Source organism: Streptomyces sp. HUAS 31, assembly GCF_028198125.1.
GTDB lineage: Bacteria > Actinomycetota > Actinomycetes > Streptomycetales > Streptomycetaceae > Streptomyces > Streptomyces chartreusis.
Genome location: NZ_CP116353.1, coordinates 934,507 through 953,355 on the forward strand (window position 1 = coordinate 934,507; position 18,849 = coordinate 953,355).

At 71.4% G+C, this 18,849-nt stretch carries 16 protein-coding genes; 4 read left to right on the forward strand and 12 right to left on the reverse strand.

The window, feature by feature from the left end:
• The first annotated feature begins 118 nt into the window (after positions 1–118).
• Complete coding sequence (locus tag PGH47_RS03895; RefSeq protein ID WP_271662231.1) at positions 119–1,123, forward strand: esterase/lipase family protein; 1,005 nt, start codon at positions 119–121, stop codon at positions 1,121–1,123.
• 335 nt (positions 1,124–1,458) lie between these two features.
• On the opposite strand, the gene PGH47_RS03900 is transcribed toward PGH47_RS03895, so the two are convergent.
• The 3 genes from PGH47_RS03900 to PGH47_RS03910 all read right to left on the reverse strand — a co-directional run bounded on the left by PGH47_RS03900 (position 1,459) and on the right by PGH47_RS03910 (position 5,291).
• Complete coding sequence (locus PGH47_RS03900; protein ID WP_271662232.1) at positions 1,459–2,733, reverse strand: M20 family metallo-hydrolase; 1,275 nt, start codon at positions 2,731–2,733, stop codon at positions 1,459–1,461.
• Between the two features lie 47 nt (positions 2,734–2,780).
• Positions 2,781–3,911: a diaminopropionate ammonia-lyase gene (locus tag PGH47_RS03905; protein WP_271662233.1), complete on the reverse strand. Its 1,131-nt coding sequence runs from the start codon at positions 3,909–3,911 to the stop codon at positions 2,781–2,783.
• A gap of 135 nt (positions 3,912–4,046) precedes the next feature.
• Positions 4,047–5,291 carry a DUF418 domain-containing protein gene (locus PGH47_RS03910; RefSeq protein WP_271662234.1) on the reverse strand — a complete coding sequence of 415 codons (1,245 nt, stop codon included), beginning with the start codon at positions 5,289–5,291 and terminating at the stop codon, positions 4,047–4,049.
• Between the two features lie 307 nt (positions 5,292–5,598).
• On the opposite strand from PGH47_RS03910, the gene PGH47_RS03915 reads away from it, so the two are divergent.
• Both PGH47_RS03915 and PGH47_RS03920 read left to right on the forward strand, forming a co-directional pair.
• Entirely contained in the window at positions 5,599–6,261 is a 663-nt protein-coding gene (locus PGH47_RS03915) for a response regulator (protein ID WP_271667976.1), read from the forward strand.
• Positions 6,258–7,382 carry a sensor histidine kinase gene (locus PGH47_RS03920; protein ID WP_271662235.1) on the forward strand — a complete coding sequence of 375 codons (1,125 nt, stop codon included), beginning with the start codon at positions 6,258–6,260 and terminating at the stop codon, positions 7,380–7,382. The genes PGH47_RS03915 and PGH47_RS03920 overlap by 4 nt, the downstream gene beginning before the upstream one ends.
• A 64-nt stretch (positions 7,383–7,446) precedes the next feature.
• Here the strand turns inward: PGH47_RS03920 and PGH47_RS03925 are convergent, their stop codons facing one another.
• From PGH47_RS03925 to solA, 9 genes are all read right to left on the reverse strand, one after another.
• Positions 7,447–7,734, reverse strand: coding sequence for a hypothetical protein (locus PGH47_RS03925; RefSeq protein ID WP_271662236.1), 288 nt, complete (start codon positions 7,732–7,734; stop codon positions 7,447–7,449).
• A gap of 28 nt (positions 7,735–7,762) precedes the next feature.
• Positions 7,763–8,236: a GNAT family N-acetyltransferase gene (locus tag PGH47_RS03930; protein ID WP_271662237.1), complete on the reverse strand. Its 474-nt coding sequence runs from the start codon at positions 8,234–8,236 to the stop codon at positions 7,763–7,765.
• A gap of 634 nt (positions 8,237–8,870) precedes the next feature.
• Positions 8,871–10,268, reverse strand: a complete 1,398-nt coding sequence (mshA, locus tag PGH47_RS03935; protein ID WP_271662238.1) for a D-inositol-3-phosphate glycosyltransferase — start codon at positions 10,266–10,268, stop codon at positions 8,871–8,873.
• A 7-nt stretch (positions 10,269–10,275) separates the two neighbouring features.
• Positions 10,276–11,154 carry a formate dehydrogenase accessory sulfurtransferase FdhD gene (gene fdhD, locus PGH47_RS03940; RefSeq protein WP_271662239.1) on the reverse strand — a complete coding sequence of 293 codons (879 nt, stop codon included), beginning with the start codon at positions 11,152–11,154 and terminating at the stop codon, positions 10,276–10,278.
• Positions 11,155–11,224: 70 nt separating this feature from the next.
• Positions 11,225–12,601: an L-serine ammonia-lyase gene (locus tag PGH47_RS03945; protein ID WP_271662240.1), complete on the reverse strand. Its 1,377-nt coding sequence runs from the start codon at positions 12,599–12,601 to the stop codon at positions 11,225–11,227.
• A 68-nt stretch (positions 12,602–12,669) separates the two neighbouring features.
• Positions 12,670–13,932 (reverse strand): serine hydroxymethyltransferase, encoded by a 1,263-nt coding sequence (glyA, locus tag PGH47_RS03950; protein ID WP_271662241.1) that lies wholly within the window; start codon positions 13,930–13,932, stop codon positions 12,670–12,672.
• Positions 13,933–13,990: 58 nt separating this feature from the next.
• Positions 13,991–15,163: an NAD(P)/FAD-dependent oxidoreductase gene (locus tag PGH47_RS03955; protein ID WP_271662242.1), complete on the reverse strand. Its 1,173-nt coding sequence runs from the start codon at positions 15,161–15,163 to the stop codon at positions 13,991–13,993.
• Between the two features lie 166 nt (positions 15,164–15,329).
• Positions 15,330–16,481 (reverse strand): aromatic ring-hydroxylating oxygenase subunit alpha, encoded by a 1,152-nt coding sequence (locus PGH47_RS03960; RefSeq protein WP_271662243.1) that lies wholly within the window; start codon positions 16,479–16,481, stop codon positions 15,330–15,332.
• 37 nt (positions 16,482–16,518) lie between these two features.
• The gene (solA, locus tag PGH47_RS03965) at positions 16,519–17,676 is read right to left on the reverse strand and encodes an N-methyl-L-tryptophan oxidase (protein ID WP_271662244.1); all 1,158 of its coding nucleotides are present in this window, start codon (positions 17,674–17,676) and stop codon (positions 16,519–16,521) included.
• A 266-nt stretch (positions 17,677–17,942) separates the two neighbouring features.
• Here solA and purU point away from each other — a divergent pair, with 266 nt between their 5' ends.
• On the forward strand, positions 17,943–18,815 hold the full coding sequence (gene purU / locus PGH47_RS03970) for a formyltetrahydrofolate deformylase (RefSeq protein WP_271662245.1): 873 nt from the start codon (positions 17,943–17,945) through the stop codon (positions 18,813–18,815).
• Positions 18,816–18,849 lie beyond the last annotated feature (34 nt).

Consider the following 18,849-nt stretch of genomic DNA (forward strand, 5'->3'; position numbering starts at 1 on the left):
GATGAAAGCGGTCTGCTCCATATGAGGTGCCGCGAGCGGCTGGTGGGTGGGCATCGGATCCGCTCCTCGATCATCTTCGCGTCGGCGCTCGGCCGGCTACGAGACGAGGAGTGGCCCGATGTCGCATCGGATGGATTCCCGGAGCCGGTCGAACCGGCGGCGCGCCCGATGGGCCGCGGTCTGCGCGGGCCTCGCCCTGTCGCTGACCGTCGGTGCCCACGGCGAGGCGGCGACATCCGACACCCCGACGCCGCCCCGTCCGCTGGGGCAGGTCCTCGACGTCACCGCGGCGTTGGCCGGGGGCCTCCTCCACCCGGAAGCCCCTCCGGCCGGGTCCAACGACTGGAGTTGCCGTCCCTCGCGCAAGCACCCCCGCCCGGTGGTGCTGCTCCACGGGTCCGCGGCGAACGCCTTCAACAACTGGAGCATGCTGTCGCCCTGGCTGAAGCGACAGGGCTACTGCGTCTTCGCCCCCAACTACGGAGGACCTCCCGGCAGTCCGTTCCAGGCCACGGGCCCCATCCCGGCCGCCGCCCGGCAGGTCGCGCGCTACGTCGACCGCGTCCTGAAGGCCACCGGCGCCCGCCAGGTCGACATCGTCGGGCACTCCCAGGGCGGCGGTCCGACGCCCCGCTGGTATCTGCGGTTCGAAGGCGGCACGAACCCGGGACACCCGAAGCGGAACAAGGTGCGTCGACTTGTCGCCCTGGCTCCTCCCAACCACGGCGGGAACGTCTCCGGCATCGGCACGCTGACGACGCAGCTCGGTCTCGACCCGGCCGTGTCCGCCGTCGTCGGTCAGGCGTTCTCGGACCAGATGGTCGGCTCCGAGATGAACCGGAAGCTCGACAAGGACGGGGACACCCAGCCCGGCGTCCACTACACCGTGATCGTCACCCGGTACGACGAGTTCGCCACCCCGTACCGCAACACCTTCCTGACCGCCGGTCCTGGCGCGAAGGTGCGCAACATCCTGATCCAGCGGATCTGCAAGGAGGACTACTCCGAGCATCTGTCCCTCGCCTACGACACCAACGCCGCCCAACTCGTGAGCAACGCCCTCGATCCCAAGCACGCGAAGCCGGTCCGCTGCGGGCTCGTCCTGCCCGTGCTCGGGGGCTGAATCGCGGGATCGGCGCCGGCCGTTGAGCATCAGGGAGCGGCCGCCGCCGGTGCCGCGCGCGACCGCGACGATCGAGGGCCGGCCGGGCCGCCGTTCCAGGCGGTGGATCTCGAAGCCGCGCGCGGCCAGCCAGGTGCCGCAGAGCTCGGCGACGGCGGTCTCCCCCGTCCCGCCGGCCACGAGGTCGGGGTTGACGGAGTCGATGGCGATCAACCGGGCCAGGAGGCCGCCGGGGTCAGCGCCGGACGGATCGGGAACGGCCGCGATGGACGAGGGTTGTGGGGACATGAGCGCCTTCCGAAGGGGGCTTGGGGTGTGCCGTGTGCCGTGTGCCGTCAGTCCTGGTCGGCCAGGCGCAGCAGGGTCGTCGCCAGGACGTCCACGCCGCGGGCGCACGCCTCGGGCGTGGAGTACTCGCGGGGGTTGTGGCTGATGCCGTCGTACTCGCCGCGGACGAAGATCATGGCGGTGGGACAGAGCGCCGCGATCTCCTGGGCGTCGTGGCCTGCGCCGGAGAGCAGGGAGATGTGCGCCAGGCCGTGGTCGTCGGCGGCCCCGGCGATGACCTTCCGCACCGTCTCGTCGAAGGGCACGTACGCGGTCGCGGCCATCCGCCGCGTGGTCAGCGTGAGTCCCGGCCGGGCGTCCTCCAGTTCGCGGAGGAAAGCGGCCAGGTCCTCCTCGGCGCGGGCCATGGCGGCGTCGTCGGGGTTGCGCAGGTCGACGGTCAGCTCGGCGCGGGCCGGGACGATGTTGGTCAGGTCCGGGTGGACGGTCAAGTGCCCAACGGTTGCCCGTAGTTCGCCGTACTCGCCGGAGTCGGCCATGGCCCGCAGCCGGACGATGATCTCGGCGGCGGCGAGACCGGCGTCGGCCCGCAGATTCGTCGGGGTGGTGCCGGCGTGGGCGGCACGGCCATGGACGGTGATCTCCTGCCAGGAGATGCCCTGGACACCCGTGACGACACCGATCCCGACGCCGTTCTCCGCGAGGACGGGGCCCTGTTCGATGTGGCACTCGACGTAGGCGTACGGCGGGTCGAGGCGTACGTCGGCGGGTCCGTCGAAGCCGGTGCGGGCCAACTCGTCGCCGAGGATGCGGCCGTTACGGTCGGTCAGGCCGTGGGCGTACCCGAGTGTCAGGCGGCCGGCGGCGACCGCGCTCCCCAGCATGTCGGTGCCGAAGCGGACGCCCTCCTCCTCGGTGAAGACGCCGACCTCGATGGGGCGGCGGGTGACGATGCCGCGCTCGTCGAGCGTCCGCAGGACCTCGATGCCGCCGAGGACACCTAGGCAGCCGTCGAAGGCGCCGGCGGTGGCGACGCTGTCGATGTGCGAGCCGGTGAGGACGGGTGCGGCAGTCGGGTCGGTGCCTTCGCGACGACCGTAGATGTTGCCCATCCGGTCGACGCGGACGGCCAGTCCGGCCTCTTCCATCCAGGCGATGACCTGGCGCCGCCCGGCCGCGTCCGCGTCGGTGAGTGCCAGGCGGTTCACGCCGCGCAGTCCGGTGCGCTCGTCGTCGTAGGCGCCGATCTCGGCGAGGTCCATCAGCGACCGCCACAGGCGGTCGGCGTCGACGGTGATCGTGTCGGGGGCGGGGCTTGTCATGCGGTCTCCCGGTCTCGGAAAGAAGGGTGGTGGGGCTGGGCTCGGGCTCAGTGAGCCGCGGTGGCATGCGGGTTGGCGTCCGTGCCCTCGGTGCTGAGCAGGACGACCACGGAGTTCGCGTCCAGCCCCAGTGCCGTACGACGTTCTTCGCGCCCCGTTCCGGTCAGTGCCGCGCGTGTGCCGGCGAGCGTGGCGGCTCCGCAGGGGCCCGAGGAGACACCTAGGCCGGCGAGGCGGTCGGCGGCTCGGATGCTGTCGGCGTCGGTGACGGCGACCGCGGCGTCCAGCCCGCCGTGCAGATGGGGCCAGGCGAGGCCGGACGGAGTGCCGCAGTTCAGACCGGCCATGAGGGTGTGGCCGGTGGTGACGCTGACGGGTTCGCCGAGGGCGAGGCTGCGCAGGACGCAGGCCGCGTTCGCCGGCTCCACCGACAGCAGCGCGGGTGCCCGGCCGGAGGGGCGGCTGCGGTAGTGGGTGACGACTGCCTGGGCGAGCGAACCCACGCCGACGGGCACGGCGACGAGGTCGGGGCCCGAGGTGACCGCGTGGGCGGCGAGCTGTTCGTCGATCTCGGCGCAGAGAGTGGCGTAACCCTCGACGATCCAGCCCGGGATCCGCTCGTAGCCGGGCCAGCCGGTGTCCTGGACGAGGACGGTGTGCGGCGCGCCGGCCGCCTCGGTGGCATGGTGTACGGCCTCGTCGTAGGGGCCGGCGACCTCGGTGACCTGCGCCTGTTCGGCGGCGATGGCCGCCACCGCGCGCGGGTGCACGCCCCGCGGGACGAAGATGTGGGCGCGCTGCCCGAGCAGCCGTGCCATCTGGGCGACGGCCCGGCCGTGGTTGCCGTCGGTGGCGGCGATCAGGGTGAGGTGGCCGGGCGCTTCGACGCCCCCGGCGCTCTCAGGGTGCTCGGCGAGGACGCGGTGAATGGCCCAGGAGGCGCCCAGCACCTTAAACGCGGGCAGTCCCAGACGGCGCGACTCGTCCTTGACGAAGACGCGGCCGACTCCCAACTCATCCGCGATGGACGGTAGTTCGACGAGCCGGGTGGGTGAGTAGCCGGGCAGGGCGGCGTGGAAGGCGCGCACCTCGGTGGGTGCGGGTGCGCAGCGCCAGGTGCGGGCGGCGGGCCGCGCGAGCCAGGGCAGGGGGTGCGGGGAGGGTCGGTTGTCGGACACGGATTCAGGGTCCGACGGGTCCCTGCATTCGGTCCAGCGAATGTTTTCGACCTATAGCCGTCGGATGTGCCGATGGATGGCAGAGGCGTCCCGCCCCGGCGGTCACGGGAGCTCCTGTGGCCGCCGGGCGGTGGGTCAGCGGACCAGCTCGGCGGGCTTGGTGGCCTTGCCGAGCAGCCACTCCAGGGGGCCGCGGCGGAATTGCCGGGACCAGAGGGTGGCGAAGACGGTCACGGCCACGATGAATACGAGCAGTACGTGGAGGGCGGGTCCGGGCAGTTCCTCCGGGCCGAGGAGGCGGATGCCGGCTATGTGGAGGACGTAGGCGGTCAGGGACATCGACCCGACGGCGATCACCGGGCGGGCGAGTCGGCGGAAGCGGGGGAAGGCGTCCACGGCGGCGAGGCAGCCCGCCAGGACCGCCGTCGCCACCCCGGTGTTGGCGACGATCGACAGGGTCGTCTCGCTGTGCGGCGAGGCGACCAGCAGCCCGACCGGGGTGGTGCCGTCGGGGTAGCCCCAGATGTCGGACCACCACGCGGACGCGACCGCGTCGCCACCGCCCCAACTGGCCTCGCCGAGCCGGGACATGGCACCGGGGGTCAGGTGCAGGGCCAGCCAGGAGCCGGCGTGGCCGATCACGGCGAGCGTGACACCGGCGATCGCGAGACGCACGCGGACGGCGGTGGCGGCGAGGTCCAGACGGGCCACGGCCATGCCGGCGACGACGAAGGGGATCCAGGTCAGGACCGGGTAACTGCCCGTGAGCAACAGCGAGACGAGGCCGTCGGCGTCCGCCGGCCAGGCCCAGATGCCGTCGACGCCCTCGGCGGGCAGCGCGTGCTGGACGACGTACAGGACCTGTGGCAGCACCAGCGCGCCGGCGGCTGCGATGAGCGCCAGCGGGCGGGCGCCGAGCCGGTACAGCGGCAGGACCAGCAGGAAGTACAGGCCGTAGAAGGCGAGGATCACCTCGACCGGTGTGCCGGTCATGGTCAGCGCGGTGCCCAGCGCGAGCAGGACGAGGGCTCGGATCACGACCTTGGCGACCGCCTGCCGGCCCGCCCGGCCCGTCTTCGGGGTACGGCGGCCCGTCATCAGCATGATCGAGAAGCCGGCGAGGAAGGCGAACAGCGCGGAGGCCCGGCCGTGCGCCAGCTCCATGAGGTTCCCGGTGAAGCCGCCCTGGGACGGGTCCGGGCCGACGTGGGCCGCGAACATGCCGAACACCGCGAGCCCCCGGGCCAGGTCCACGCCGATCAGGCGGCCGGTGGAGGACGATGGGCGCCGCTCGGCCCAGGTGGGCGTGTCCAGGGACGGCGTCCCGGGACGGGTGGCGGCCGGCGCCGCGAGCGCCGAGTCGTCTGCGTTCTGGGTCATGCCTCCACGTTGGCGATCTGCCCGCGCGCGGAGTATCCGGCGACTGTCCGGTCCGCCCCCGCCGACCGGGGGTCTGGTGCCCGCCGGGCAGGGGCCGGGCGGTTCGACTGCCGGAACGGCCCCGTCGGCCTGTCGCGGCGACTCCCCCGTACGGCGGGAAGCCACCCCCCGGGTGGCGGGAGTGTCCCGGCGGGCCGTCTCACCTGGCGTTTCCCGCTCTACCTTCGAAGCGGTGACAATCAACATCGACGTGCGGCCTGAGACGTACGCACAACGACGACGAGGCGGAGCGCACGTGATCCGGGTCATGGTGGTGGACGACGAGGCGTTGGTGCGCTCCGGCTTCGAGCTGATCCTGAGCGCGGCCGACGACATCGAGGTCGTCGCGACCACGGCGGGCGCCGAGGCGGTCGACACCGTAAGGCGGGTGGCTCCCGATGTCGTGCTGCTGGACATCCGGATGCCGGACGTGGACGGGCTGACCGTGCTGGGGCGGCTGCGTGCGCTCACCGAGCCGCCGGTGGTGGCGATGCTGACGACTTTCGACGCCGACGAGTACATCCTCACCGCGTTGCGCTCCGGCGCGGCCGGCTTCCTCCTCAAGGACACCGAGCCCGACCAACTCGCCCAGCTCGTACGCACCTTGGCCGCCGGCGGGGTCGTGATGTCGCCGAAGGCGTCCCGAGCCGTCTGGCAGAGCCATCCGGGCGCCGCTGCCCTCGGCGACGAGGACGCCGCGCGCGTCGGCAGGCTCACCGACCGCGAGCGCGAGGTGCTCGTGCTGATCGCGGAGGGCCTGTCCAACGCCGACATCGGCACCCGTATCCATCTGAGCGCGGGCACCGTCAAGGACCACGTCAGCGCCATCCTCACCAAGTTGCGGGTCGGCGGCAGGGTGCAGGCGGCGCTGCTGGCCCAGCGGGCCGGACTGCTCGACGACGGGCAGCGGCCCTCGGGGTCCGGGCGATGACCGCGGCCAGGGCGTGGTGGGCGCGGATCCCCGACCCGCTCGTCGACCTCGTGGTCGTCGCGGTCGCCGTCGTGGACGTCCTGGTCAGCCTGGAGGACGCGGACCGGCTCGCACAGGCGATGGCCGCGCTGGCCTGCGCCGCCCTGCTGGCGCGGCGGCGCTTCCCGCTGCCGGTGTTCCTGCTGACCCTGCCCGCCAGCCTGATGCTGGACATCGTGTTCGCCCCGTTCGCCGCCCTGTTCACCCTGGCGGAACGGTCCCGCGACCGCAGGCTGCTCGTCGTCTGCGCCGTGCTGTTCGCGGTCGCCTCCGCCACCCCGTGGCCGTTGGACGACCTCAGCTCGCACGACCGCACCTGGACCCTGGTCTACTTCTTCTACACGCTCGCCACTGCCGCCGCGCCCGTCCTGCTCGGGCAACTCGTCCAGGCCCGCCGGGACTTGGCCCGGCGCCTGGAGGAGATCGAGGAGGCCCGCGAACACGAGCGGCTGCTGCACTCCCAGGCCGTCCTCGCCCGCGAGCGCGCCCAGCTCGCCCGCGAGATGCACGACGTCGTCTCGCACCAGGTCAGCCTGATCGCCGTACAGGCCGGCGCTCTCCAAGTCGCCGCGAAGGACCCGGACTTCAAGGAGGGCGCCCGCACGATCCGCTCCCTCAGCGTCGACACCCTCGACGAGCTGCGGCACATGGTCACGCTGCTGCGCGCCTCCGGCGGCCGGGCCACCGAGCTCACCCCGCAGCCCACCCTTGCCGACCTGCACAAACTCGTCACGACCAGCGGCATCGAGGCCGAGCTGACCGGCGAACTGCCTCCCGACGTCAGCACCACCGCGCAGCGCACGATCTACCGCACCGTGCAGGAGGCCCTCACCAACGTCCGCAAACACGCGCCCGGCGCCACCGCGGTCGTCCGGCTTCGGCACGCCGACGACGGCGACGCCTTCGGCGTGACCGTCACCAACGCCCCGCCCGCCCGGCCCTCACTGCCCCTGCCCGGATCCCGGCAGGGCCTGATCGGCCTCAGGGAACGTGCCGAGCTCCTCGGCGGCACCTTCGACTCCGGCCCCACGGCCGACGGCGGGTACGAGGTGAGCCTGCGCATCCCGACACGGTCCGGCTGAACGGCCACGTCCGGCACGCGGATTCGGGCGACCCGGGCGGCCGGGAGTACGACGTCTCCGGCGGTCACGCGCCGGCGATGTTCCCCATCACCCCGTAGACCTGCTGCGGAGTCAGCGGGGCGGTCGGCAGCGGGTGGGCGGCCCCGGTGCGCAGGCCGTCGAGGGTGAAGGCGACGCCCCGGCGCCAGCCGTCGGGGGCGTTGTCCCTGACGGCCCTGGACAGCACGGAGTTGGTGGCGAAGACGAAGACCAGGTCCTCGCCGGTGAAGTCGGGCCGCAGGGATCCGGCCTGCCGGGCCCGCTCGATGGTGCGCGTGGCCGCGTCGTGCGCTCGCTCGAAGGACAGGGCCAAGAGGCGAGAGGCAGGAGGTGGCCGCCGATCAGTCCCAGCGCATATCGATGCGCCCGGCGAAGTTGTCGTACCCGGCACGCTCGAATGCCCGGGCCATCGGCTGGTTTCCCAGATCGGTGTCCGCGGTGACGCGTTCGGCGCCCTGGGCAGCCAGCAGGTGGGTGCCTTCGGCGAGCAGGTCGTTGACGAAGCCCTGGCCGCGGTGGCCGTCGATCACGCCGAGGTAGGCGATCACGAAGCCGTTCGGGCTCCGCGCCGGAACGACCAGGCCGATCGGTTCGCCGTCCGGGCGGACGCCGATCCGCCACCATTCGCGCGGGCTGGGATAGCTCAGCAGTTCGTCGTGGTACTGCACGCGTGCGTGGTCGCCGGCCGAGGAACGGGCGACGTCGGCCCGGCTGTAGGCATCCAGCGTGCCCGGAAGGATGCGCGCAAGCAGGTCGATGGCTTCCTCGTCGCTGCTGACCGGGCGGAAGGTGAGGATGCCACGGCGGGAAGGCACGGGGGTGCCGGACGTCCACCGATACCGGTCCGGCCCGGCGGGCGGCCAGGGCAGGTGTGTTCGCAGGTAGCGGCCTGGATGGAGAGGATGGCCTCCCGGTCGCGGGCGGACTGCTCCGCGATCCGCCACAGCGCGTGCAACCCGCCGATGCGCACATCCAGCTTGTCACTGCCGAGTTGGTCGACGGCCCGGCTGAACCGGTCGGTGACATAGCCCTCCTGGGTGGCGCGCAACCCGTCCTGGCTCACCCTCAGTTGTCGCCAGGTGGCGTACGCACCGAAGAGCACGACCAGGCCGCCGACCACTTGCAGAAGCGTCGTGCGGACATCGTTCACCGCCTTCAGCCGATCCTGCGCGGCGACGCTCGCTCCGGCGAGATCGTGGTCGACCACCACCCCCGGCAGTACGACGAACACCGTGCCCAGGACGGCCAGCCCCGCCCCGACCAGCAGACCCGCGGCTGCACGACGCCTGACCGGTCCGTAGTGCCGCACCCGCCGCTCACGGTCCGGTTCCCCCATCTCCATGGGCCCGAAAGCCTAGGCGCCGCCCGGAAGACGATCAAGAGAGCCGTGAACCACCGGTTGTTCTGGCGGGACTGGACTCGGCATGCAAGGCCCCCTTCCGGATGTGACTACACCACGTGGGCAAGTCGCCCCTTGAGGGGTCGGCGGTCGTGCAGGGCCGCCGTGTACACCTCCGCCGTCGCCGCCGCTGCGGAGTTCCAGCCGAAGGAGCGGGCGTGGACGACTGCCGCCTCGGCCATTCGAGTCGCGCGGGTCGGGGTGTCCGCGAAGTCGGACAACGCCCCTGCGTAGTCCGATGGTCGATGGCCTGGGATCAGTACGCCGCTGACGCCGTCGCGTACCGCCACCGGCAGGCCGCCGACCTTGGCTGCGATCACCGGGGTGCCGCAGGCCTGTGCCTCGACGGCGACCAGGCCGAAGGACTCGCTGTAGGAGGGCATCACCAGGACGGAGGCCGCTCGGTACCAGTCGGTGAGGTGGTCCTGGGTGACCGGCGGGTGGAACTGTACGACGTCCGAGATGCCCAGGCAGGCCGCCAGCTTCTGGAGTGCTTCCGGCTCGGTCAGTCCGCTGCCGCTCGGTCCGCCCACGACCGGCACCACGATCCGCTCACGAAGCCCCGGCCGTTCCTCCAACAGCCGGGCCACGGCCCGCAGCAGGACATCGGGGGCCTTCAACGGCTGTATGCGGCCCACGAACAGCGGTATGAGGGCGTCCCCGGGTAGTCCGAGGCGGGCGCGTGCCGCCATCCGGCCTGCCTCGACGCCCGAATCGGCGGTGCAGGCGTCCGGGCGGAAGCGGTCCAGGTTGACGCCGGGGTGGACTACCGCGACCCGGTGAGGATCGGCGTCGTAGTGGTGGAGCAGTTCGGCCGCTTCCTTGGCGGTGTTCGCGATCAACCGGTCCGCGGACTCCACGACTTGGGTCTCGCCGGACACTCGTGACGCGGGCTCGGGGGTGTCGCCGTCGGCCAGGGACGCGTTCTTGACCTTGGCCATGGTGTGCATGGTGTGGACGAGGGGCACTCCCCAGCGGTGCGAGGCGAGGCGGCCGACGTGGCCGGAGAGCCAGTAGTGGGAGTGGACCAGGTCGTAGTGGTCGGGGCGGTGGTCGGCCCACATGCGCATGACGCCGTGCGTGAAGGCGCACAGTTGCGCGGGCAGGTTCTCCTTGGCCAGTCCCTCGTACGGTCCGGCGGCGACGTGCCGTACCAGGACCCCCGGCGCGAGTTCTACGCAGGGCGGGAGCGCGGCGGAGGTGGCCCGGGTGAAGATCTCCACCTCGATGTCGATGGCGGCGAGCCGCTTGGCGAGTTCGACGATGTAGACGTTCATGCCGCCGGCGTCTCCGGTGCCGGGCTGGTGCAACGGTGAGGTGTGCACGCTGAGCATCGCGACGCGGCGGGGGCGGGGAGGAGCGGGCGTCGGTGAGCGGGGCGGGCCGAGGAGGCTGGGGATCCTCCTGGTGGCGTCCCGGCCGGGGCGCCACCCCTTGAGTCGGGTCATGTGTCGCTCACCTCGCCGGAACCGCGGGCTCGGCGCCGGTTCGCAGGTCCTGGCGTCCTCGCAGGTCCAGGCGCTCCTCCCCCGCGTACACGTTCATGGAACCGCCGCGCAGGAAGCCGACGAGGGTGAGGCCGGTCTCCGCCGCCAGGTCAACGGCGAGGGAGGACGGCGCCGAGACCGCCGCCAGCAGGGGTATGCCCGCCATCACCGCCTTCTGCGCCAGCTCGAAGGACGCCCGTCCGGACACGAGCAGCATGCTGCGGGACAGCGGTAGCCGGCCGGACCGGAGCGCACGTCCGATCACCTTGTCGACGGCGTTGTGGCGGCCGACGTCCTCTCGTAGGTCCATGAGTTCGCCGTCCGGGGAGAACAGTCCGGCCGCGTGGAGACCCCCGGTTCGGTCGAACACCCGTTGCTCCGAGCGCAGTCGGTCGGGCAGGGCAGCCAGCAGTTCGGGCGTGACACGGAGTTGGGGCTTGTCGGCGATCGGGACGCGTGCCGCGGTGCGTACGGCGTCCAGACCGGCCTTGCCGCACAGGCCGCACGAGGACGTCGTGTACACATTGCGTTCGAGCGTGATGTCGGGCAGCGGCACACCGGGGGCGAGTCGCACGTCGACGACGTTGTACGTGTTCGCGCCGTCCGACGTGGCGCCCGCGCAGTACACGATGTTCGCCACCTCCTCGGCCCGTACGAGTACGCCCTCGCTCACCAGGAAGCCGGCGGCCAGCGCGAAGTCGTCGCCAGGGGTGCGCATGGTGATGGCGAGTGGCTTGCCGTTCAGGCGGATCTCCAACGGCTCCTCCGCGACCAGGGTGTCCGGGCGCGTACTCGTCGCGCCGTCGCGGATCCGCAGCACGCGCCGTCGCTCGGTGACCCGTCCCATGTCCTCGCTCCTGGTCCTGTTCGTGAACGGTCCTGCTCGTCGACGTCGTTCCGCTCGGCGCGCCCGCGCCTCAGCACTCGATGACGTTGACCGCCAGCCCTCCGCGCGCGGTCTCCTTGTACTTGACCTTCATGTCGGCGCCTGTCTCCTTCATGGTCTTGATGACCTTGTCGAGGGAGACGTGGTGCCGGCCGTCGCCGCGCATCGCCATGCGGGCGGCCGTTACCGCCTTCACCGCGGCCATGCCGTTGCGCTCGATGCAGGGGATCTGGACGAGGCCGCCGACGGGGTCGCAGGTGAGGCCGAGGTTGTGTTCCATGCCGATCTCGGCGGCGTTCTCGACCTGTTCGGGGCTGCAGCCGAGCACCTCGGCGAGCGCGCCGGCCGCCATGGAGCAGGCGGAGCCGACCTCGCCCTGGCAGCCGACCTCGGCGCCGGAGATGGAGGCGTTCTCCTTGAAGAGCATGCCGATCGCGCCCGCGGCGAGCAGGAAGCGGACCACGCCGTCCTCGTCGGCGCCCGGCACGAAGTCGAGGTAGTAGCGCAGTACGGCGGGGATGATGCCGGCCGCACCGTTCGTCGGGGCGGTGACCACCCGGCCGCCGGCGGCGTTCTCCTCGTTCACGGCCATCGCGTAGAGGGTCACCCACTCCATCGCGCGGCCTCTCGCATCACCCTCGCCACGCAGTGCCCGGGCCGCCGCGGCCGCGCGCCGACGGACCTTCAGGCCGCCGGGGAGAATGCCCTCGCGGCCCAGCCCCCTTGCGACACAGGCATCCATCACTCGCCAGATCTCCAGCAGGCCCTCACGGATCTCCGACTCGGTGCGCCAGGCCCGCTCGTTCTCCAGCATCAGCGACGAGATGGACAGACCCGTCTCACGGGCGAGCCGCAGCAGTTCGTCGCCGGTGCGGAACGGGTGGGGCAGCACCGTCTCGTCGAGCTTGATGCGGTCCGCGCCGACCGCGTCCTCGTCGACGACGAAGCCACCGCCCACCGAGTAGTACGTCCTCTCCGACAGGGGCAGGCCGTCGGTGTCGTACGCGAAGAGGGTCATGCCGTTGGCGTGGTACGGCAGCGAACGCCTGCGGTGCAGGACCAGTTGGGTAGGGACGTCGAAGTCGATCTCGTGGGCCGGGCCGATCTCGGCGCCGAGGAGGCGGATGCGTCCGGTGGTCCGGATCCGCTCGACGTCGAGGTCGGCCTCGGCGACGTCGACGGTGTGCGGCTCGTTGCCCTCCAGGCCGAGCAGGACCGCCTTGGGGGTGCCGTGGCCGGTGGCGCCGAGGGAGCCGAACAACTCGGCCCGTACGGCGGTGGTCTGGGCGAGCACGCCGTCCTGCTTGAGCCGGGTCACGAACATCCCGGCGGCACGCATCGGGCCGACGGTGTGCGAACTGGAGGGGCCGATGCCGATCGAGAACAGGTCGAAGACGCTGATTGCCACGCCGTACTCCGTGGGAGGGGCGGGGCGTGCCGGTCGGTGACGGGCACGCCCCTGTGGGAAGTGGTCCGTCAGAGGCCGGGGTAGAGCGGGTGCTTGTCGGCGAGTGCCTTGACCCGGGCCTTGAGCGCGTCGGCGTCGTAGGCGGGCTTGAGGGTCTCGGCGATCACGTCGGCGACCTCGGTGAAGTCCTCAGCCGTGAAGCCGCGGGTGGCCAGGGCCGGGGTGCCGATCCGCAGGCCGGAGGTGACCATCGGCGGGCGCGGGTCGTCGGGCACGGCGTTGCGGTTGACGGTGATACCGACCTCGTGGAGGCGGTCCTCGGCCTGCTGCCCGTCGAGGTCGGAGGCGCGCAGGTCGACCAGGATCAGGTGCACGTCGGTGCCGCCGGACAGCACGTTCACACCCGCCTCGCGGGCGTCCGGCGCGGTCAGCCGCTCCGCCAGGATGCGGGCACCCTCGATGGTGCGCTGCTGGCGCTCCTTGAACTCCTCGGACGCGGCCACCTTGAAGGACACCGCCTTCGCGGCGATCACGTGCTCCAGCGGGCCGCCCTGGAAACCGGGGAAGACCGCGGAGTTCAGCTTCTTGGCGAACTCCTTGCTGCGGGCCAGGATGATCCCGCCGCGCGGGCCGCCGAGGGTCTTGTGGGTGGTGGAGGTCACCACGTCGGCGTGCGGGACCGGGTTGGGATGCAGACCGGCCGCGACCAGGCCCGCGAAGTGCGCCATGTCGACCCACAGGTAGGCGCCGACCTCGTCCGCGATCCGGCGGAACGCGGCGAAGTCGAGCTGGCGCGGATACGCCGACCACCCGGCGATGATCACCTTCGGGCGGTGCTCCTTCGCCAGGCGCTCGACCTCGGCCATGTCGACCAGGCCGCTGTCGGTCTCGACGTGGTAGGCGACCACGTTGAACTGCTTGCCGGAGAAGTTCAGGCGCATGCCGTGGGTGAGGTGGCCGCCGTGCGCGAGGTCCAGGCCCAGGATCGTGTCGCCGGGCTGGGCGATCGCGAACAGCGCCGCCTGGTTCGCGGAGGCACCCGAGTGCGGCTGCACGTTGGCGTACTCGGCGCCGAACAGCTCCTTGACCCGGTCGATCGCGATCTGCTCGGCGACATCGACGTGCTCACAGCCGCCGTAGTAACGCCGGCCGGGGTAGCCCTCGGCGTACTTGTTCGTGGCGACCGAGCCCTGCGCCTCCATGACCGCGACCGGAGCGAAGTTCTCCGACGCGATCATCTCCAGCGTCGACTGCTGACGCTCCAGCTCGGCATCCAGAGCCGCCGCGATCGCCGGATCCAGCTCATGCAGGGGTTGGTTGAGAAGGGTCATCGGCGCTCTCCTTGGGTGTGGGCGCGGTGGGCGGCGCAGGCGTCGGCGGACGGCACGCCTACACGACGGCCGCGGCCGCGGGGACGAGGGTGCGGCGGAGGCGGTTGAAGAACTTCGGCTGGTTGAGCGAGAGCACGGCGACGGGGGTGCCCTCGCGCCGGTAGAGCGCGGTGAACGTACGGCTGTCGACATCGCCTTCGACGACCTCGGGCTCGGCGCCCGGGGCGACGTACCCTGCGACCTGGATGCGCACCCGGTACTGGTCGGACCAGAAGTAGGGCGCGGTCGACGGGGCGGGCGCCGGCACCCCGGTCAGGAGGGTGCGGGCGGCGGTCCGCGCCTGTTCGGTGGCGTTGCTCCAGTGCTCGATGCGGGCGTGCCGTCCGGTGAACGGGTTGGGGCAGCGCGCCACGTCACCGACGGCGACCACGCCGGGAACGTCGGTCGAGCAGCCGCTGTCGCACACCACGCCGTCGTCGACCCGGACACCGGAGCCGGCGAGCCAGTCGGTGTTGGGCCGCACGCCGACCCCGACCACGACGACGTCGGCGGGCAGCAGGCGTCCGTCCGCCAGGCGTACGCCCGTGACCCGGCCCGTGCCGACGAGTCCCGCCACGCCGGTACCGCACAGCAGGCGGACCCCGTGGTCGCCGTGGAGGGAGGAGCAGATCAGCCCCATCCCCCGGCCCAGTTGGCGTTCCAACGGAATGTCGAGCGCCTCGACGATCGTCACGTCGAGCCCTAGGAGGCGGGCGGTGGACGCCACTTCGGCGCCGATGAACCCGGCGCCGATGACGACGACCCTGGGCGAGCCGCCGAGCAGTTCGGCGCGCAGTGCCTCGGCGTCGTCCAGGGTGCGCAGGGTGTGGACCCCGGTCAGCCCGTCCGTGCCGGGGAGCGTGCGAGGGCTGGCGCCGGTCGCGACGACGACGCCGTCGGAGCGCAGTTGCCGTCCGCCGGCCAGGACGACGGACCGGGTCGCGGGGTCGAGTCGTACCGCGCGCTCCCCGAGCAGCCACTCCACATCGAGGTCGGCGTACTCGTCGGCGTCGCCGAGTGCGAGTGCTCCCGCGTCGATGGCGCCCTTGAGGAAGTCCTTGGACAGCGGCGGGCGGTCGTAGGGGGTGTGGCGCTCCTCCCCCACGACGACGATGCCGCCGTCGTAGCCCTCTGTGCGCAGCGCGCGGACCGTGCTCAGGCCGGCCAGCGACGCTCCGACGACGGTGATCATGTTGAACCTCCGGATCGAACACTGTCTCAGATGGCACAACTGGGCTCGTTATGCGCAACATGGTTTCGGCAGCGCCGAGGCGCTGTCAAGGGATGTGCCGCATCAGTGCGCAATAGCGCACAGGGTTGCGCGGTCCGCAACCACCTATGGACGGGATGACCGCAGGTCACGGCCTCGGCCGGGGGTCAGACGGCGGGTCGGCGTCGAGCCTTCCTTGCACCCAGGTGTGGAACTCGCCGATGTGGTGCTCGCTGGGGACGAGGACGCCGCCCTTGGCGTAGGCCCGGGAGCTCATCCCCGGCTGGGTGCGCTCACAGGCGTCGAAGTCCTGCTGGTTCACCCGGTGGAACAGCTCCACCGACCGCTCCACGTCCTTGCCGCTCTCCACCACGTGCGGGAGATAGAGCCAGTCGCACTCGACGACCGTACGGTCGTGGGCCATCGGGTACATCCGGTGGAAGATGACGTGGTCCGGGACGAGGTTGATGAACACCTGGGGCTTGACGGTGATCGCGTAGTAGCGGCGGTCCTGGTCGTCGGCGACGCCGGGTATGCGGTCCAGGCCCTCGGAGCCGTCGACGGTGAAGCCCTGCACGTCCTCGCCGAACTCGGCGCCGTGACCGACGTAGTACTGGGCGGCGTAGCCGTCCGCGAACTCCGGCAGCACCTCGGTCAGTTCGGGGTGGATCGTGGCGCAGTGGTAGCACTCCATGAAGTTCTCGATGATGAGCTTCCAGTTGGCCTTCACGTCGTAGGTGATACGGCGGCCCACCTGAAGGTGGTCGATGTCGTAGCGGTCGATCGACTCGACATCGCCGAGGCGGGAGACGACCTCGCCCATGACGTCCTCCTCGAAGGACGGCGGGTCCTCCGCGAGGCACACCCACACATATCCGAGCCACTCCCGGACGTGCACCTTGACCAGTCCGTACGCGGTCCGGTCGATGTCCGGCATCGACGTCAGGTTGGGCGCGGCGACCAGCTTGCCGTCGAGGCCGTAGGTCCAGGCGTGGTACGGGCATTGGAAGGCCCGCTTGACCTCGCCGGACTCCTCCGTGCACAGCTTGGCGCCGCGGTGCCGGCAGATGTTCAGGAAGGCCTTGACCGAGCCGTCCCTGGCGCGGCTGACCAGCACGCTCTCCCTGCCGACCTGGTAGGTGCGGAAGCTGCCCGGCCGGTCCAGCTCCCCGGCGCGGGCCACGCAGAACCACATCGTCTCGAAGATCCGCTCCTGTTCCAGGGCGAAGACCTCGGGGTCGGTGTAGTGCTCGCCCGGCAGCGTGGCGATCAGGCTCGGGGGCAGGCTGGTCGTGGTCAACGGAATCACCTCGGAAGGGTCGGCGGGGCCGGACGGATCAGACGCGCGCACGTCGGGGGTCGAACAGGGCGATGGGGTGCTCGGTGGTGCCCTCGGTGGCCAGGTCGGCGAGGATCTCGCCGACCACGGGCACGAACTTGAAGCCGTGGCCGGAGAATCCGCAGGCCACGGTGACCTGGGGATGCTCGGGATGCCGGGCCAGGACGAAGTGCTCGTCCGGGGTGTTGGCGTACATGCAGGCCGCGGCCTTGAGGAAGCGTCCGGGCAGGGTGGGGATGCGCGGACGCAGATGGTCGGCCATGGCGGCGATCTCGTCCCGGTGGATCCGCCGGTCGAGGGTGTCGGGGTCGCTGGGGACGCCCTTGCGGAAGAAGGCGACCTTGGCGCCGCCCTCGGGGCCGTCGAGGGAGGGGAAGCCGTAGATCTGGGTGCCGTCGGGGTCCTCCCAGATGTAGACGGGGTGCCGGTCCGGCCTGAACGGACGGGTGCCGCCGACGGGTTGGAACCAGTACATGACCTGGCGTTCCACGGACACGCTCACCCCGAGGCCGGACAGGAGCGTCGGCGCCCACGCCCCGGGGGCGATGACGAGCCGGTCGGCGGTGTAGGCGCCGCGGTCGGTGACCACCCTGGCCCTGCCGCCCGGCCCGTCGGCCTCCCAGCCGAGGACCGTCTCCGCGAAGTGCAGTTCGGCGCCGTGGGCCCTCGCCAGATCCAGGTGGGCGGTGACGGTCGCCTCCGGCAGGGCGATGCCGGCCCTGCGCTCGTAGAAGGCGACGTCCTCGGACGCCGGGTTGAAGGTGGGGAAGCGGCGCCTGATGTCGGCGGCGCCCAGAACCTCGTGGTCCAGGCCCCATTCATGGGCGCTGCGCAGGGTGCCGGCGAACGCGGCGCTGTTCTCGCGGCCGATCATCAGGCCGCCGGTCTCGGTGAAGACCTCACGCCCGGAGTCGGCGGCGAGTTTCTCCCAGAGTTCGTGGGCGCGCAGCAGCAGGGGTACGTATGCCGGGTCCTCGAAGTAGGCCTGGCGGTAGATGCGGGAGCCGCCGTGGCTGGAGCCGAGGTTGTGGGCCGGGCCGAAGCGTTCCAGGCCGAGCACTCGCCGGCCGCGGGCGGCGAGGTGGTAGGCGGCCGCGCTGCCCATCCCGCCCAGGCCGACGACGATGACGTCGTGGGACGTGCGCGAAGAGGCCATGGGTCCATCTCCTGGGAGTCACGCCGATGAGGGTGCGTTGCGTATTCTGCAACTATTTTCGCTATGAGCAACGACGGACCAAACTGTCTCCTCGCGGACACTCACTGTCAAGAGCCCGGCCGATCCGACTTGAGCCGCCACCGGGACCGGCCGATCGAGACCCCGGTTCGCGCGGCACACCCCCTTGACCGCCCAGTCGCCCCGGTGGAGCATGTTGCGCATCATTCACAGCGTTGCGCCATATGCATCACACGACGGAGGATGGAATGTCTCCTCGACCGCTGCCCGGCCGCGAGTTCGTCCTCACGCTCTCGTGTCCCGACCAGGCCGGCCTCGTCCACGCCGTGGCGACCTACCTCGTGCACCACTCCGGCAACATCCTGGAGAGCCGCCAGTTCGACGACCGGCTCCAGGACCGCTTCTTCATGCGGGTGCACTTCGACGTCTCGGACCCCGGCATCTCACTGGAGGACCTGCGCACCGGATTCGGCGCGGTAGCCCAGGCGTACAGGATCGACTGGCGGCTGCACGACGCCTCGACGCCGACCCGCACCCTGATCATGGTCTCCAGGTTCGGGCACTGCCTGAACGACCTGCTGTTCCGCAGGTCCACCGGGGCGCTCAACATCGAGATCCCGGCGATCGTCTCCAACCACCGGGACTTCGAACCGCTGGCGCGGAGTTACGGCATCCCGTTCCACCACGTCCCGGTCACCAAGGACACCAAGGCGGAGGCGGAGGCACGGCTGCTGGAGCTGGTGCGCGAACTGGACGTCGACCTGGTGGTACTTGCCCGCTACATGCAGATCCTCTCCGACGACCTGTGCAAGCAACTCGACGGCCGGGCCATCAACATCCACCACTCCTTCCTGCCCAGCTTCAAGGGCGCCCGCCCCTACGTCCAGGCGCATCGGCGCGGCGTCAAGCTCGTCGGCGCCACGGCGCACTACGTCACGTCCGACCTGGACGAAGGGCCGATCATCGAGCAGGACGTCGTCCGCGTGGACCACTCGCGCGACCCCGACGACCTGGTCACCATCGGCCGCGACGTCGAGGCGCAGGTGCTCGCCCGCGCCGTCGGATGGCACTGCGAGAGCCGGGTGCTGGTCAACGGGAGCTGCACGGTCGTCTTCCGCTGAGGTCATGGCCCGTGCGAGCATGCGGGCAGCCCGG